The organism is Mesorhizobium vachelliae (assembly GCF_033977325.1).
Classification (GTDB): Bacteria; Pseudomonadota; Alphaproteobacteria; order Rhizobiales; family Rhizobiaceae; genus Mesorhizobium; species Mesorhizobium vachelliae.
In genome coordinates, this window is the sequence record NZ_JAVIIR010000028.1 from 20,640 (window position 1) to 34,852 (window position 14,213).

Sequence of the window (14,213 nt, forward strand, 5' to 3'; positions counted from 1 at the left end):
CCTAGCGCTTGGCCTCGTCACCCAGCGCTTGTCAAACCGCACCTTCTTTTCACGGTGTTGCGTTCGTCGTGGCCGATGACGGCCCGACATTGACCGTCATGTTCGTCGTCGGCGCGGATGTGGTTGGCGGAAGCTTGTATTTCTGCACGATGCCGACCGACCGAGCGCCATCGCCTTCGATCTTCGTGTTGTTCGAAGCCGGGTTATACGGGTCGACGGTCTGCAGCAGCTGGTTGGCTTTCTGCGAGTCGCCCGACGCCAGCGTCATCGTGTCGTAGTTGTTCAAATAGTCGGCCGCGCAGCCTGCAAGCAGGCCGGCACTGAGAAGGACGAGCAGGAGCTTATTTCTTGACATAGAGCAGCTTGTCCTTCGATTTCACATCCAGCATGTGGCCGTAAGGGCCGGTGACGCCTTCGCCCAGCTCATATTTCCGGATCATGTCCTTGCTGACCTCGAGCTGGCCGAGCAGCATGAGCTCGGGGTCATTAGCAGGCTTGGTTTTGTCGAAAGGCGTCGCCAGTTGCTCGCCGGGCTTCACCGGCCGCACGAGATGCGGCGTGACGATCACGACCAGCTCGGTCTCTTCCTTCTGTGTGCTCGAATTGTGGAACAGCGCGCCGATGATCGGCACCTGGCCGAGCCACGGCACCTGGTCCTGAAGCCTGGTGTTCTTGCTGGAAAGCAGGCCGCCGACGGCGAAGCTCTGACCGTCGCGTAGATCGACCGTTGTTGCCAGCTTGCGGTTGGTGAATATCGGATCGCCGGCGGGGGTAAAGCCCGTCAGGTCGCTCACTTCCGGCGCCAGCTTGATGTGGATCTTGCCGTCGTCGAGCACCACCGGCGTGAAGTTCAGGTTAACGCCGAACTGTTTGAATATGATCTCGACTTCGCCCTGGCTGTTGACGCTGCGGATCGGCACCTCGCCACCGGCGTTGAAGCTGGCGGTTTCGCCGGACACCGTGGTGAGGTTCGGTTCGGCCAATAGGCGCACGACGCCCTTCGACTCTAGGGCCTCGATTATCAGATCGACCTTGATGTTGCTGTCGACGACCTGGGTGATCAGCGCTCCGAAAGGACTGCCGGTCGACAGGAGACCGCTGAGCAATTCTCCGCCAGCTAACACAGCGTTGCCGTTAGTAGTCTTTGTTGCTGCAGCTATGCCCGTCCCGAACTGGGTCGCATCGCTGCCCCTGCTCCTGAACGAAACACCGAGATCGCGCCCGGCATTGCGCTTGGCTTCGAGGATCCGCACGGAAAGATTGACCTGCTCGCTGTCGTCGATCGTCACCGCGTTGATGATGGAATCCGGTCCGTATTGCTGCGTCACCTCGACGATCTGCGCCAGCGTCGCGGCATCCTTGACATGGCCGCTAAGCCGCACCTTGCCGTTGATCGAGCCGATCTCGATGCGGGCTTTCGGCGCCACCTGACGGATGGCGGCGGCCATGTCGCCGACATCCTGGCCGACCTCGATCTGGATGGTGCCGAGCGAGCGCTTGTCGTCCGAGAACAGGTTGACGGTCGTAGTGCCGACGGTCTTGCCGATGACATAGAGCGTCTTGTCGGTCATCGGCTGGGCATCGGCGATCTTCTCGTCGCCGACGACGATATCGCCCAACGTGGCGTTCACCTGGATCGTGGCGGATTGCGACACCGGCACGAACACGCGATGCAGCGACGGGCTCGACACGTCGATGAAGCGGTCACCCGCTCTGGCCGGATGGCCGGAGATCGCCGAAAACGCCACGAGGGACAGCGCAGTCGCCGCTATCCTCACCCAAAACGCCTGCATCCCCGTCTCCCCAATTGCCGCCGATTGGCAGCCCCTCATTTGGCCGGCCGCTTTCTAATGTTGGCGCGGCACGTCGTATGTCTCAAGCTTCACGCCACGAAACACGCCGATAGTAGCGCGGGCCGGCGGTTCAGGCTGCACATATTTTACGACTTGCTTAATTACCTCCTGCGCTTGTGTTGCAGGCGCAACAGCAGGCGCGGGCTTAACCTTACTCAATTGGTCAATCTGGCTTCCAACCCGCTGCACGGCCTGGGCCAATCCGTCGATCTTGTCGTCGGCCCGTTTGCGATCCTCGGCCGCGGCTGCGTCCGCGGCTTTCTGCCGTTCGAGTTCCGCTTGCCTTTTGGCGGCATCTTCGGGCGTGTCGCCGGTAAGATCCGAGAGCGTTATGCGCTCGGTCGATTCCGCCTTGCTGGCGGCTGCTTGACGGAGCGCCAGCGACAACTGGCCGGCATCGGCCGCAAGGGTGAGCTTTTGCGCATCCTTGGTGCTGACTTCGACGGTCACAGCCTTCACGACAGTGGGGCTGTCCTTGCTTTCGTCAGCCACCTGGTCGACGGCGAGCACCTTGACGCTTTGCAGCAGCACGTCGACGTAGCTCTTGTCCGGGCCGCCGTCGCTATGCGCGGTGCGAGTCAACAGCACGTCGACCCGATCACCCGGGAAAACGAATCCCGCCACGCCGAGCACGTCGTTGACCCGGATGGAGACGGCCTTCATGCCCTCCGCCAGCACGGCCGAAAGTGTGGCGCGTTGGCCTGGGCCTGTGATTTTGGTGGCGAGCACGGGTTCGTTGACGCCGATCGCCTGAAGGGCCTGCTTGGCACCGTCGCCGGCCAGAAGATCCTTGGTCGTTTTGAACGCGCCGGCCGGAACAGCGCCAGCGGGCCATGGGATCTCGCGCAATTTGTCCGCACTAAGTGAGTCGCCGAATTTAAGCGGAGTGGCGGCCACCACAACCGTATCGCGCGGTAGATCGCCAGGCCTTGCCATGGCGCTGCGCTGGTTGGCGAGCCACATATTGACCAACACCACCGCCAGTATACCAAAGACGCCGGCGAGTATAACCATAATTACCGTATTTGCGCGCATATTGGCCCCCGCCAAGTCGTTCTATTTAGTTCATCGACGCCGGTAGCCCGGCGTCGATGGAAATCGTCACGGTCAAGGCAGCGCGGCCTGCAGCGTCGTCCACTGCGTTCCAACCCAAGCGCCGACCAGCACAACAGTGGCGATCACCGCCACTGTGATGATGCCGAGCAAGACTGTGTATTCAACCATAGCAGCACCGTTCTCGTCGTCGCGGAACCGCCGGGCCACAATTGAGAATCTGTTCATGGCTTTTTCTCCCGGAACCCTGAAACCTGAAAAGGCAAGCCGAACATATATAACTCCAACCCACCCAATCGTCCTTCACCAAGCCTGTCTCTACAACCTAGGGGAAGGGGTCCGAGCAATTGCGCTCGGACCGGCTTCAGATATTCATGATCACGGAAGCGCTGCGTTGAGTGCGGTCCAGCGGCCAGCAACCCAGGTGCCGACCAGGATCACAGTGGCGATAACGGCCACTGTGATGATGCCGAGCAGAACCGTGTATTCGACCATAGCAGCGCCGTTTTCATCGTCGCGGAACTGCCGGGCCATCGTCATGAGCTTCTTCATGCCAATTTCTCCTTTGGAGGCTTTAACCCGACGAGACGAGCCTAAGGATGAACCCCATACCCAAGCATCCCCCGTCACCTTCAATCCTAGGTCGCGCAAAAAAGCCAAGTCAAATGGATTAACAGTCCCTTAACCTTTCAATACTCGATCTGGGGCAATTTCAATTTTGACAACAGCTTGATTCGCCTCGCTTTTCAAGCGATTTTAACCATTCGTTCACAATTCCGCCGCAGCTATGCCATCGCCTCTATCATATTAGTAATTGTGCATAACTCATTATATCTAACGCGTTACAAGCCAAATTCGTGCGGGCGAAGCGACAAAAGTCCTAGGACTTTGGTCTATTATCCGGGCAATGCGGAAATAAAACGATTTATCGAAACCTGCTTTCTTAACTATGTCGCAAGTAATGCGTCCAGTGTGCCCTCAAGGCCGCTTGTGCGGGCCGTGGTTAACGCTTAGTTTCAACGCTGGGGAAATAAGCAGGGGTTCAGCGACATGCTGGGTCGCTTCATCAAAGGGTCAAACGAACAAAAGGCGGCGCAGTCGGCGCCCGTTCCGGCATTGAGCGGGGTCGCAAGTGCTCCGGTTATGCAGGCCGAATCACAGGACGAAGACTTCCTCTCTTTGAAGGTGGATCTCCATCGCCACCTCATCGATCGCTTCAACCTGACTGCGCTCGAAAATGCGTCCAAGGACGAAATACTCAACGAGATACTGCCGATCGTGCGCGAGTTCGTCCGAGGCCGCAACGTGCCCCTGAATGCGCGCGAACTTGATCAACTGACCAGTGACACGGCCGATGAGATGCTCGGGCTTGGGCCGATCGAGCCTCTTCTCAAAGATGACTCGATCGCGGATATTCTGATTAACACGCACAAGCATGTCTTCGTCGAGCGCCGTGGCGTTTTGGAAGAAACAGCCATCCGCTTTCGCGATGAAGCCCATCTTCTGCGAATCGTTAACAAGATCGTCTCAAATATCGGCAGGCGGGTCGACGAGTCGGCTCCTATGGTCGATGCGCGTCTTGACGACGGTTCGCGTGTCAATATCGCGGTGCGACCGATATCCGTCGATGGGCCGCTGGTGTCGATCCGCAAATTCTCCAAAAACCCTTATTCGCTCGAGCGGCTGATGGCGTTCAATTCGATCCGTCAGCCGATGATCGAACTGCTTCGCATCGCCGTGCAAGCGCGCAAGTCGATCCTTGTGTCCGGCGGCACTGGCAGCGGCAAGACCACGTTGCTGAATGCCCTATCAAGTTACATCCCTGCCAAGGAGCGGCTTGTTACGATCGAGGACGCGGCGGAACTGCAACTGCAGCAGCCGCATGTCGGCCGGCTCGAAACGCGCCCGCCCAATGTCGAGGGCAAGGGGGAAGTTCGTCAGCGCGAGCTGCTGAAGAACGCGCTGCGCATGCGTCCAGACCGCATCATCGTAGGCGAGGTTCGCGGCGAGGAGGCCTTTGACATGCTGCAGGCGATGAACACAGGTCACGAAGGCTCAATGACAACCATTCACGCCAACACGCCTCGCGATGCGATCTCGCGCCTCGAGCAAATGGTTGGGATGGCGGGCATGCCGATGACCAATGACTCGATCCGCGCTCAGATCGCCTCAGCCATCGACATCATCATACAGACGCAGCGCCTTTCGGATGGCGGCCGGCGGGTCGTATCCATTTCGGAGATCACCGGCATGGAAGGCAACGTCGTCCAACTCCAAGAAATCTACCATTTCGTTCGTCGCGATGTTGCTTCAGACGGGTCAATCGTAGGCGAGTTCCGCGCTACGGGTGTTCGCCCACGTTTTGCGACTGAGGTCGCAACCTTGGGCCATCATTTCGCGAAGGATGCTTTCAATCCTCAGGTTCCTTTATGATCCCGACCGGTCAGACTCTGCTTTATCTCATATACGTGCTGGCTGCGGCGTCTGTCATTCTCGCGGTCGAAGTGATGTTCGTTTCTATAGCCGGAACGCGAGCGCGCGCCGGAATCATAAACCGCCGCCTCCAATTGATGGGCGATCATGCGCCTGCGGAACAGAGCCTGCAGGGACTTCTGCAGGAGCGCGGCTTGACCGCGTCAGGCGATTTCATTTTCGGCGCCGTTAGCCTCAATCGCCTTTATACACAGTCCGGCATAACCGGTAATCCGATCAGTTTTGCTATCGTCTTTGTACTGGCTGGCCTAGTGCTGGCTTTGATCGCGGTTCTTCTAATGGGATCCTCGGCAGTTGTAGCGGCTCTCATTTTTCTCCTTATTTCAATTGCCCTGCCTTTACTTGTGTTGAAGCGAGCCAGGAGTAAACGAATCAACAAATTCGCAAGCCAACTACCCGATGCCCTCGACATGATCGTGCGGTCGCTCCGCGCAGGTCATCCGACAACGGTGGCGATCGGGCTGGTCGCTCGTGAAATGCCGGATCCCCTGGGTACCGAATTTGGTATCGTCTCGGACGAGATCTCCTTTGGCCTGAGTCTAGAGCAGGCTGTCCGCAGGCTGTCGGAGCGGGTCGGATTCGAAGGATTGCACCTCCTGTCGGTGTCTCTGTCGATACAGGCCAAAACGGGCGGCAATCTCACCGAGATACTGTCCAACCTTGCTTCAGTGATGCGGGAGCGGCGTAAACTTCGGCTGAAGATCAGGGCCTTGTCGGCAGAGGGGCGAATGTCGGCATGGATCATTTCTCTCTTCCCGGTGCTCATGTTTCTGATCTTATGGGGCGTTGCACCTAGCTACTATGGCGACGTTTGGGGCAATCCGATCATTGTGCCCGTCTTCGTCATCTTCGGGTGCTGGGCGCTCCTGGGCGACTACATCATGTATCGGATGGTCAATTTCGATTTCTAGGATGCGAGACTAGCTTGTTCAACGACCTTGGAAATTCCGCCCAACTGCTTTCCGTAGCCGTTTTCATCGCGGCGGGCGCGCTCTTCCTGTTGGTCGGCCTGATGCTGGCGCCGGTTCTTGAGACGAGGAAGCGGATCGCCGACAGTCTTCTGTCGGAAGGTATAACCAGTCGTCGTTCGCTTGCTGCTCAGCAGGAAATCAACAAGATTTCGGCTCAACGACCAGTCGACGCTTACTTCCGGGCCCTTGAGAAGGAGCGCGGGGAACCTAATGCGCTCGAAGCAAAGCTATTTCGGGCAGGGTTCCACCAACCGACCGCTCCAATTATCTATACGCTTTCACGACTCGGTGCAGTGTGTGTCGGGTTTCTCGGTAGTTTCGCACTCCTGTCGGCTCTGCTGCCGCCTCAACTGCCTAGCGTGCTCGCTTTTTTCGGCGCCGCCTTGCTTGGGCTGGGCTGTATAGTCATTCCCAGCATCATGCTGGATCGTTTTGAAAACACCCAAAAGCAAATCTATCGCCGAGGATTTCCCGACTTCATGGATATGATGATCACCTGCGCCGATGCAGGCATGAGTCTCGAGGGGGCGGTTGATCGAGTGGGAGCCGAACTCGCCGGCACCCACAAGTGGCTCGGAATCCAACTCGCCATCATGAACTTGCAGTTGCGCGCCGGCAAGCCGTTGCGCGAGGCGTTGCGTGAGCTTGCGGATCGCATCGGCCTCGACGAGGCCAAGGCACTGGCGGTTCTCTTCCGGCAATCGGAAGAACTCGGCACCAGCCTTACGGAAGCGTTGCGGGTGTATAGCGACGAGATGCGTACCCAGAGGATCATGAGCGCGGAAGAGCAGGCCAATGCGCTGCCGGTCAAGATGATGATTCCTCTGGGGCTGTGCATCTTTCCGGTCGTGATGATGGTCGTCATGTTGCCGGTCCTCATCCGCATGAAAGGCATTTTCTTCTGATCCGTCGTATGATTATCTTCTAAAATGAGTCGGAGGGGCTCCTTGGAGCACGGGATGAAAAGACGGATCTGCCTTGCTGCAGGCGGCGTGCTGCTGGCCCTGGTCGCTAGCTGCCAGACGAAGGGGTCGGATCTCACCGACGGTGTGGTTCGTACCAACGAGCCGGCCCAAGGCGACTTCACCGCCTTTGGCGATGCCTTCAAAGGCCTGAAAACAGTCAGCGACGTTGATTATTATGCCTCGGATCAGGCGGTGGCCGAGGCCAAGACACAGTTCCGTTCCGAAAACTACGGCAACGCCGGCGCCTTGTTCTATAAGGCTACCCGCCTGGCGCCCAATGACGGCGTGGCATGGCTGGGCCTTGCCGCATCCTGCGACCGCATCCGTCGCTTCGATCTTTCCGATATGGCCTACGGCCGGGCCTACAAGCTGCTCGGCGCGACGCCTGAATATTACAACAATGTCGGCTATTCCTACCTGCTGCGCGGCAAGCTGCAGGAGGCGCGCACCAACTTTCTCAAGGCTTACGAGCTCGCGCCCAACGATCCGACCGTGGCCAACAACCTGAAGCTTCTGTCATCCAGTGTGCAGAACATAGAGCGCTAAGGTGGTTCTGGTTGCGTCGATCCTGCTGAAGCTGTTGGCCGCAGCTCTGCTCGCGCGCGTCGCCGTAGTAGACTTTACCCGGCAGAAGATCACTAATGGCGATGTTCTGCTCCTTCTGTGCCTTGGCCTTGGATCGCTTCAGCTTGCCTCGGTAGTTGCAGAATCGTGGTGGGACCTGGGCCTGAGCGCGATCGCGGGGCTGGTGCTGTTCCTGGCTCTGTTCCCGTTCTGGGCAATGCGCAAGCTTGGGGCCGGCGACGTCAAGCTGATGGCCGTGATGCCGTTTGTGATTGGCGGCAGCGGTTTGGCGGTGTTCTCGCTACTGCTCTTGATCTTTGCTTTGATCATGGCAGTGGCGGTCAAGAACCCATTGCTGTTACCAGCAGGCGCGTTTCGCATTTACATCCAGCATTTGGACCGAAAGGGCGTGGTGCCGTTTGGGGTGCCGATATCGGCCGCGGCAATCTGCACGATAGCGGTGCAGATTGCGTATGGCCTGAACGTATTTGGTTAGCCATGGCATCGGTAATTAACCCTTCGGAAACCATTAGCTTGCGCTAACGCTATCGAAGTGGTTGGATTGCGAGGTGTTCGGCGGGGCGCCGTATGGATGTCTTGAATTTCAAAGTTCTTTTGATTACGGCCCTGATCTTCGTGCCGATTGAGCATCTCTTTGCCCTGCGACCTAACCAGAAAATCTTTCGTAGAGCTTTCCTCAATGATCTGGTTTACGCCGTATTCAACAATGCCCCGATAACGCTCGGTCTGGTTGCAGTAATCACATTGGCGACCGCCTCGATGGGCTGGCTTGTGCCCAAATCTGTTGGCACGGCTGTATCGTTGCAACCGATTTGGCTGCAAGTCACAGAAATTGTCCTGATAGCAGACATAGTTTTTTACTTCGCCCACCGGGCCTTTCACGCTGTCCCGTTTTTGTGGCGTTTCCACGCAGTCCATCACAGCATCGAGGAGCTTGACTGGCTTGCGGGGCATCGCATCCACCCGGTAGACCAGATACTCACAAAAGGCGCTTCCTTCATCCCACTTTACTTGCTGGGTTATAGCGAGGAAGCCATCGGCTTATTCGCGTTCATCTTCCACGCCCACGCCTTATTGCTGCATGCCAATGTCAGACTGAACATCGGTCCGCTTCGTTGGCTGGTCGCTTCACCACAATTTCATCATTGGCACCACGCAAATGAGCGGGCTGCGTATGACAAGAACTTTGCGGGCCAACTTGCATTCATCGATGTCATCTTTGGAACGATGCACCTCCCCGGCAATGCCGTGCCTGAGCGCTATGGCATCGAGGACCCCATTCCGTCGAACTACATCGAGCAACTCGCCTATCCATTTGTCCCGAAAGGCAAGACCGATGAAGCTCCCTCCACCAGCGATGCGTGACTTCATCGGGCGCGCGACTATGACGCTTTACTTCACGATATGCGCAACATTGAAGGCTGCAGCAACCGCCGCAGATGTCAGTAAAGCGGACTGGACCGCGTCACGGCTGGTCGATGTCGGAGCGAACATTGCGGCGCTCGGCTTCATGGTGCTCGTCGTCTTGACGACCGTGGCAAGGCTTCCGCCGGTGAAGACGGCCCAGGGGATCGAACCCCGTATTTCCGCCCTGATCGGTTGCTTCGCCACCATAACTCTGGTGGCCTTCCCGCGACCGCAGGTGGCACAGCAGCTTGAATTGATAGCCGACCTGGTTACTATCGTCGGGTTCGCATTGTGTATCTTGTGCCTCTGGTGGCTGGGCCGGTCGTTCAGCATTCTTGCCCAGGCACGCCGACTCGTCACCACAGGTCCGTATCAGATCGTGCGGCACCCCCTCTACACCTGTGAAGCGATTGTCCTAGCTGGTATCATTCTTCGCAATCCGACGTTCACAGCGGTCGGCGTGGGAATTGTTGTTTTTATTTTCCAATACCGGCGGATCGTGAACGAAGAAAAAGTGTTGCGGGCTGCCTTCTCCGAATACGATAGTTATGCACGGACTACTCCAATGCTGGTCCCGACGCTGAAATTAACAAGATAGATTAAGACTATATGGTTTATGACAATCCCCAGCCGATACAAAAGACGCGTATTAGCTCGATTGATTAGATCCCAAGAGGGGCGTTGCTGCTATTGCAAGCGACCCTTTACAATTGGCGGGCCTACGCGTGCAACGATAGAGCATAAAAAAGCAAAGATGGACGGGGGCCGAGATAACGTTGGAAACCTAGCTGCTGCATGCTTCCACTGCAATCAGCATCGCGGCAGGCAAATGGTACAGAGTCGAATGGTCGCGAAGCGGGCCGGGCCCAACTACGCGACGTCTGCTCCTAAGAGCTCCCGTGGGAAAAGTGCGCCCCAATAACGCCTGAAGTCGTTCAGAAGGTCATCGGGCGTACCCGCCCCCCTCAAAACCCCGAAGTCGATTTCTCCACCAGCTTCAGCTGGCCCTTCTCCACCTTGAAGAACGGCATCGACCTTTGGCTCGAGCCGTCGCTACGGAAGCGGAACAGGCCGGTCGAGCCGCGGAAGCCGGTCGCGTTCTCCAGCACCTGCTTGTTGAACCCGTCGGGGCCGGTCGAGCTCGCTATGCCCGCGCTCAGCGCCACCATGTCGTAGGCATAGGCGACGTTGACGTCGGGCTGGTATTTGTAGGTCGCCTTGAAGCGGTCGGCGATCGGCCCTGTCTCGCTCTCGTCGAGCGTCGCGATATAGGCGCCCTCATAGAGCGGATCCATCGGGCGCTCGAGCCAGCGGTCGGTGCCGATCAGCGTCACCTTCTTGCCGGGAATGCCTTTGGCCTTCAGCGCCGCCAGTACGGCGATAGGGCTGCCGCCGCCGCAGGCGACGACCACGGCGTCGGGCGCCTCGACCAGCGAGCTCATGTCCGACACCACCTTCGCGCCGCCGTCCGTCGGTGAATAGGGCAGCGTCACCGCAAGCGTGGCACCATAGATGCTGAGCGCGTTGGCCACCCGCGATTCAATGGGGCTCGAGTCCGCGCCCGCCGGCACCATCAGCACGAATTTCCTGGCGCCCTTGCTGGCGATCGCCGCCGCGCCCGCCGCCGCGCTGTCGGCTTCGCCGAGCCGCACGGAATAGACGCCGGGGCCGCCGGCGAAATTGTCGGCCAGCGCCAGCACCGGCGGCCGCTTGGAGCCGGAGAGCTTGGCAAGGTGCTGAGCGGCCGCGAGCTCGGATGGTCCGATGACGGCCTTCGCCGTGCCCGAGGTGATCGCCTTCACCGCGAGATCCTTCGCGTAACCGCTGTCGCCGCGCGTATCCTCGATCGTCAGCGTCAGAAGCTTGTCGCCGAGATCGGCCATTGCGAGGCGCGCGCCGTCATACATCTTTCGGCCGTTCTCGCCCGTGCTTCCGGGCGCCGAAAGCGGCAGCAGCATGGCCACCTTGGTCGGCCCCGTGCCGAGCGTCAGCTGGGCCTTGGCGGCGGCGGTCGAGGTCGGGGCGCCCGAAGTCGCGCTGTCCAAGGTCTGGGTACTGGCCTGCTGAGCGGGCGCTGCCGCGGCGCCCACTTGACCGGCGGGTGCCGCGATCGCCGATGGATCGAGCACGTCCGACGCGCCGCTCTTGGACTGGCATCCAGACGCGGCCGCTGCAACGGCAAAGACCAGGGCCAGCCAACGCTCGCGTCGGAGATCAGTCGCCCGCATCATGCCGGCAGGCGCGGCGGCCGGCGCGGTGGTCGCGCAGGCGTCTGCCTGTTCTTGCATCGTCATCATTACAGCCGGTCGGCGCAGCGCACGCCCGTCAGCTCAGTGCATATACTCGACCATGCGGTCGTGGAAGCATTCGCATTTGTTGAGCGTGTCTTCGTCCTTGTAGTTCGTCTTGAGGTAGCCATAGGCCATGCCGCAGGCGACCTTGGCTTCCGAGGCCCAGACGAAGGCGGGACGCGACGAGTTGATCCATTCCGGGCTGTTGGCGACGGCGACCGATTCGTCCATCAGCTTCACCACATGGTCCTTGAGCTCGACCATGTTGTCGGTCAGCACCAGGTCCGAGGTGCCCACCGTGCGGCAATAATTCACCGCCGGCTCGCCGATGATGTCGGCCGCGAAGCCTGTCGATCCCGCCAGGAGCAGCGCCGCGGCCGAAGCCAGCAATCCTGCACAATGCTTCATGTAAGTTCCTCTCCGAATTGCAAATTCACGGTTCTCTAATGCATAGCATGGAAGCACAGTTGCGTGCTGTGCCACTTGCGCCACAGTCACCGTCGTAAAAGACGGCGCTTTTCACTGACTGGCTCGCCTGTCCTGTTGGCTGCCTTAGCCAAGCGCCCAGGAAAGGCCGTTGTCCTCTTCCCCAAACAAGGCTTTGCCGAAGGGATATTCGTTTCCCCTCGGCGAAGCTGATCGATCGCTGTGCATGCGCTTTATGGCGTATGCACAGTCGTGGTGTGATGAGCGTCGTCGTACACAATGTTGATTGTGCTCGATACACCCGACAACGTTGCTACCACAACGGTTGAGTTGTTATGCGTAACGCTGATCTCGGTGTCGGTCCCGACGGTGGTCGCTTTGATGCTGTTGAGCGCGTCCGCGCTTGTCTGGCTACCGCCGAAAGCGGCATCCAGAACCTTGCTCAGATCGATACTATCGCCCTCATTCGAGTGATAGTCGGAGATGATATCATGAATGTTGCCCCCGCTGTTCCACGTCGCGGCGTTGATGACGAAGGTGTCCGCGCCGCCGTTGCCCGTCATTGTCGTCTGGCCGCTGCCGGCGATCAGCGTATTGGCGCTGTCGTCGCCGACCAGAACGTCGTTGTCGTGCGAGGAGCCGATCAGGTTCTCTATTCCCGTCAACGTGTCGCCAGTCGCTGCTCCGCCGTAAATGTGCGTTAAGAGGTTGACCTGGACGGAACTCGCCGCGTTGGAGAAGTCGACCGTGTTGTTGGTTCCGGTTGCCGTAAAAGTATCATGCCCGTTCGCGCTTGCGACGAAAACGTCGTTCGTCCCCGATCCTGACACCGGCAATTGATATCCGGAGCCGGTATGGCTACCGATCAAAGATACCGTGAGATTGCTGGCGCTTGAGGCCATATCGCCGTCGCCATCGGTGATGGTGGGGGCGAAGGTCAGGCTGGTATCGGTCACCGTCACTTGCTCGTTATATTTGATGGATGTGAGGTCAACCGTGACCCCGTTATTCACGACGTCCATCTGCGAGAAGCCGCCGCCATTCGCGGCAACAAAGGCGTTGAAATGTGCCAGGTCATTGATGCCGGTGCCGGTCCAGTGGGCTGCGTCGACAGTGAACGTACCGACATTGTTCCCCGTCAGCGTCTCGGTCAGGTACGCAGTATGTGCGGAGTTCCAGATGTAAATCTGGAAGCTTTCGCCTGCGGGTGGCGTGGCGATGCCGAACGAGGCCGAGAGTTGCGGCGTGCCGAACTTGAAATCCACAACCTCGCCAGAGTTAAAGTGGGCATTATTCACCCCGAAGCTGCCCTGGCTTGAATTGACAGTTCCCTGCGTAAATCCACCGGTCGCCACTACATAGCTGGTGCCGCCTTGGATCAGAACGTCATAGCCGGAGGTAGGCACTGGGTCGTTCGCGTGTTGGCCATTGGTTATGCTCGTCCCGGCAACATCCACATAGTAGTTGCTACCGGGTGGGATGCTTGATCCATTAAAAGTTGTCGTGGATTGCAACTGGTTCGTTGCGAGATGGAAGTCGTAAGTGCCATCTGCCGACATCGTCAGCGTAAAGAACTCATTGTTTCCCAGCCCGGCCTGCGCGTCGGCCAGGGTCTGATACGCGAACATTTCGGAGCTATGAGTTGCCGCGTCGTAATGCGTGTACTCGTAGAATGTGTAGGCCGTCCCTGTGGTCGGGGTCACCGTGACCTGATTGATTTGCTCGTGCGTGAGGCTCGTGCTCCCACTGTTGACGATCGTGTAAGTCTCGCCAGCAGGCGAGGTCCCCATGGCGATCCCGATCGCGGCAGCCGCATTGGGGCCGTCCGCGCCGAAGACAGGCTGCCATGTGCCGTGGGCGTCGGTATTGCTCACGTTCGGCATGACGGCGTTTTGGATGGAGAGTATCCCCGGCACGTCGTCCTTGATTGAGATGGTGATGGTCGAGGTGTTGGTGTTGCCGAAGGCGTCCTGCACCGTATAGGTGAAGGCGTCGGTGCCGCTCTGGATGTTGGTGCCGTTGTTGCCGGCCGGAACGTTGGCCTCCGGTGTCGTCAGCGTGTAGGTGTAGTGACCCGCGCTGTCGATCGTCAGATAGCCGTATGTGCCCTGGATGTGGGTCGCACCGTCGGCCGAGCCCGAGCCGCCCGTGCCGCTCGCGCCGGTCACG

Annotated in this window: 16 protein-coding genes; 8 read left to right on the plus strand and 8 right to left on the minus strand. The window is 58.8% G+C overall.

What is annotated here, in order from left to right; all coding sequences use genetic code 11:
- Window positions 1-49: 49 nt before the first annotated feature.
- The 5 genes from RFM41_RS32305 to RFM41_RS32325 all read right to left on the minus strand — a co-directional run bounded on the left by RFM41_RS32305 (window position 50) and on the right by RFM41_RS32325 (window position 3,458).
- Window positions 50-355 (minus strand): hypothetical protein, encoded by a 306-nt coding sequence (locus RFM41_RS32305; protein WP_320253283.1) that lies wholly within the window; start codon window positions 353-355, stop codon window positions 50-52.
- Complete coding sequence (locus RFM41_RS32310) at window positions 342-1,793, minus strand: type II and III secretion system protein family protein (protein WP_320253284.1); 1,452 nt, start codon at window positions 1,791-1,793, stop codon at window positions 342-344. The genes RFM41_RS32305 and RFM41_RS32310 overlap by 14 nt, the downstream gene beginning before the upstream one ends.
- 54 nt (window positions 1,794-1,847) lie before the next feature.
- Window positions 1,848-2,888, minus strand: a complete 1,041-nt coding sequence (gene cpaB / locus RFM41_RS32315; protein WP_320253285.1) for a Flp pilus assembly protein CpaB — start codon at window positions 2,886-2,888, stop codon at window positions 1,848-1,850.
- Between the two features lie 72 nt (window positions 2,889-2,960).
- Window positions 2,961-3,134 carry a Flp family type IVb pilin gene (locus RFM41_RS32320; protein ID WP_320253286.1) on the minus strand — a complete coding sequence of 58 codons (174 nt, stop codon included), beginning with the start codon at window positions 3,132-3,134 and terminating at the stop codon, window positions 2,961-2,963.
- 150 nt (window positions 3,135-3,284) lie between these two features.
- Window positions 3,285-3,458: a Flp family type IVb pilin gene (locus RFM41_RS32325; RefSeq protein ID WP_320253287.1), complete on the minus strand. Its 174-nt coding sequence runs from the start codon at window positions 3,456-3,458 to the stop codon at window positions 3,285-3,287.
- A 498-nt stretch (window positions 3,459-3,956) separates the two neighbouring features.
- Between RFM41_RS32325 and RFM41_RS32330 the strand changes: the two genes are divergently transcribed.
- From RFM41_RS32330 to RFM41_RS32365, 8 genes are all read left to right on the plus strand, one after another.
- Window positions 3,957-5,339: a TadA family conjugal transfer-associated ATPase gene (locus RFM41_RS32330; protein ID WP_320253288.1), complete on the plus strand. Its 1,383-nt coding sequence runs from the start codon at window positions 3,957-3,959 to the stop codon at window positions 5,337-5,339.
- Entirely contained in the window at window positions 5,336-6,310 is a 975-nt protein-coding gene (locus tag RFM41_RS32335; RefSeq protein WP_320253289.1) for a type II secretion system F family protein, read from the plus strand. Before RFM41_RS32330 ends, RFM41_RS32335 begins: the two co-directional genes overlap by 4 nt.
- Window positions 6,311-6,411: 101 nt before the next feature.
- Complete coding sequence (locus tag RFM41_RS32340; protein WP_430691591.1) at window positions 6,412-7,275, plus strand: type II secretion system F family protein; 864 nt, start codon at window positions 6,412-6,414, stop codon at window positions 7,273-7,275.
- A gap of 54 nt (window positions 7,276-7,329) precedes the next feature.
- The gene (locus tag RFM41_RS32345; RefSeq protein ID WP_320253291.1) at window positions 7,330-7,881 is read left to right on the plus strand and encodes a tetratricopeptide repeat protein; all 552 of its coding nucleotides are present in this window, start codon (window positions 7,330-7,332) and stop codon (window positions 7,879-7,881) included.
- Window position 7,882: 1 nt separating this feature from the next.
- Window positions 7,883-8,395, plus strand: coding sequence for a prepilin peptidase (locus RFM41_RS32350; RefSeq protein WP_320253292.1), 513 nt, complete (start codon window positions 7,883-7,885; stop codon window positions 8,393-8,395).
- Window positions 8,396-8,487: 92 nt separating this feature from the next.
- The gene (locus RFM41_RS32355; RefSeq protein WP_320253293.1) at window positions 8,488-9,285 is read left to right on the plus strand and encodes a sterol desaturase family protein; all 798 of its coding nucleotides are present in this window, start codon (window positions 8,488-8,490) and stop codon (window positions 9,283-9,285) included.
- A gap of 19 nt (window positions 9,286-9,304) precedes the next feature.
- Window positions 9,305-9,925 carry a methyltransferase family protein gene (locus RFM41_RS32360; RefSeq protein ID WP_320253294.1) on the plus strand — a complete coding sequence of 207 codons (621 nt, stop codon included), beginning with the start codon at window positions 9,305-9,307 and terminating at the stop codon, window positions 9,923-9,925.
- Between the two features lie 18 nt (window positions 9,926-9,943).
- Window positions 9,944-10,249, plus strand: a complete 306-nt coding sequence (locus RFM41_RS32365; protein ID WP_320253295.1) for an HNH endonuclease — start codon at window positions 9,944-9,946, stop codon at window positions 10,247-10,249.
- Window positions 10,250-10,292: 43 nt separating this feature from the next.
- Here the strand turns inward: RFM41_RS32365 and RFM41_RS32370 are convergent, their stop codons facing one another.
- From RFM41_RS32370 to RFM41_RS32380, 3 genes are all read right to left on the minus strand, one after another.
- A complete protein-coding gene (locus tag RFM41_RS32370; RefSeq protein ID WP_320253296.1) occupies window positions 10,293-11,621 on the minus strand; it encodes an ABC transporter substrate-binding protein in 1,329 nt (442 codons plus the stop codon).
- A gap of 36 nt (window positions 11,622-11,657) precedes the next feature.
- Window positions 11,658-12,026, minus strand: a complete 369-nt coding sequence (locus RFM41_RS32375; protein ID WP_320253297.1) for a hypothetical protein — start codon at window positions 12,024-12,026, stop codon at window positions 11,658-11,660.
- Between the two features lie 251 nt (window positions 12,027-12,277).
- The coding region (locus tag RFM41_RS32380; RefSeq protein ID WP_320319339.1) for a VCBS domain-containing protein at window positions 12,278-14,213 on the minus strand (1,936 nt) is incomplete at its 5' end.

What these genes read in the sequence shown, in the direction of transcription:
- RFM41_RS32355 (WP_320253293.1), top strand. Translation starts at nt 8,488, where the DNA reads ATGGATGTCTTGAATTTCAAAGTTCTTTTGATTACGGCCCTGATCTTC.
- RFM41_RS32325 (WP_320253287.1), bottom strand. Translation starts at nt 3,458, where the DNA reads ATGAAGAAGCTCATGACGATGGCCCGGCAGTTCCGCGACGATGAAAAC.
- RFM41_RS32370 (WP_320253296.1), bottom strand. Translation starts at nt 11,621, where the DNA reads ATGACGATGCAAGAACAGGCAGACGCCTGCGCGACCACCGCGCCGGCC.
- RFM41_RS32365 (WP_320253295.1), top strand. Translation starts at nt 9,944, where the DNA reads ATGACAATCCCCAGCCGATACAAAAGACGCGTATTAGCTCGATTGATT.
- RFM41_RS32335 (WP_320253289.1), top strand. Translation starts at nt 5,336, where the DNA reads ATGATCCCGACCGGTCAGACTCTGCTTTATCTCATATACGTGCTGGCT.
- RFM41_RS32360 (WP_320253294.1), top strand. Translation starts at nt 9,305, where the DNA reads ATGACGCTTTACTTCACGATATGCGCAACATTGAAGGCTGCAGCAACC.
- RFM41_RS32375 (WP_320253297.1), bottom strand. Translation starts at nt 12,026, where the DNA reads ATGAAGCATTGTGCAGGATTGCTGGCTTCGGCCGCGGCGCTGCTCCTG.
- RFM41_RS32320 (WP_320253286.1), bottom strand. Translation starts at nt 3,134, where the DNA reads ATGAACAGATTCTCAATTGTGGCCCGGCGGTTCCGCGACGACGAGAAC.
- cpaB (WP_320253285.1), bottom strand. Translation starts at nt 2,888, where the DNA reads ATGCGCGCAAATACGGTAATTATGGTTATACTCGCCGGCGTCTTTGGT.
- RFM41_RS32345 (WP_320253291.1), top strand. Translation starts at nt 7,330, where the DNA reads ATGAAAAGACGGATCTGCCTTGCTGCAGGCGGCGTGCTGCTGGCCCTG.
- RFM41_RS32310 (WP_320253284.1), bottom strand. Translation starts at nt 1,793, where the DNA reads ATGCAGGCGTTTTGGGTGAGGATAGCGGCGACTGCGCTGTCCCTCGTG.
- RFM41_RS32330 (WP_320253288.1), top strand. Translation starts at nt 3,957, where the DNA reads ATGCTGGGTCGCTTCATCAAAGGGTCAAACGAACAAAAGGCGGCGCAG.
- RFM41_RS32340 (WP_430691591.1), top strand. Translation starts at nt 6,412, where the DNA reads ATGCTGGCGCCGGTTCTTGAGACGAGGAAGCGGATCGCCGACAGTCTT.
- RFM41_RS32305 (WP_320253283.1), bottom strand. Translation starts at nt 355, where the DNA reads ATGTCAAGAAATAAGCTCCTGCTCGTCCTTCTCAGTGCCGGCCTGCTT.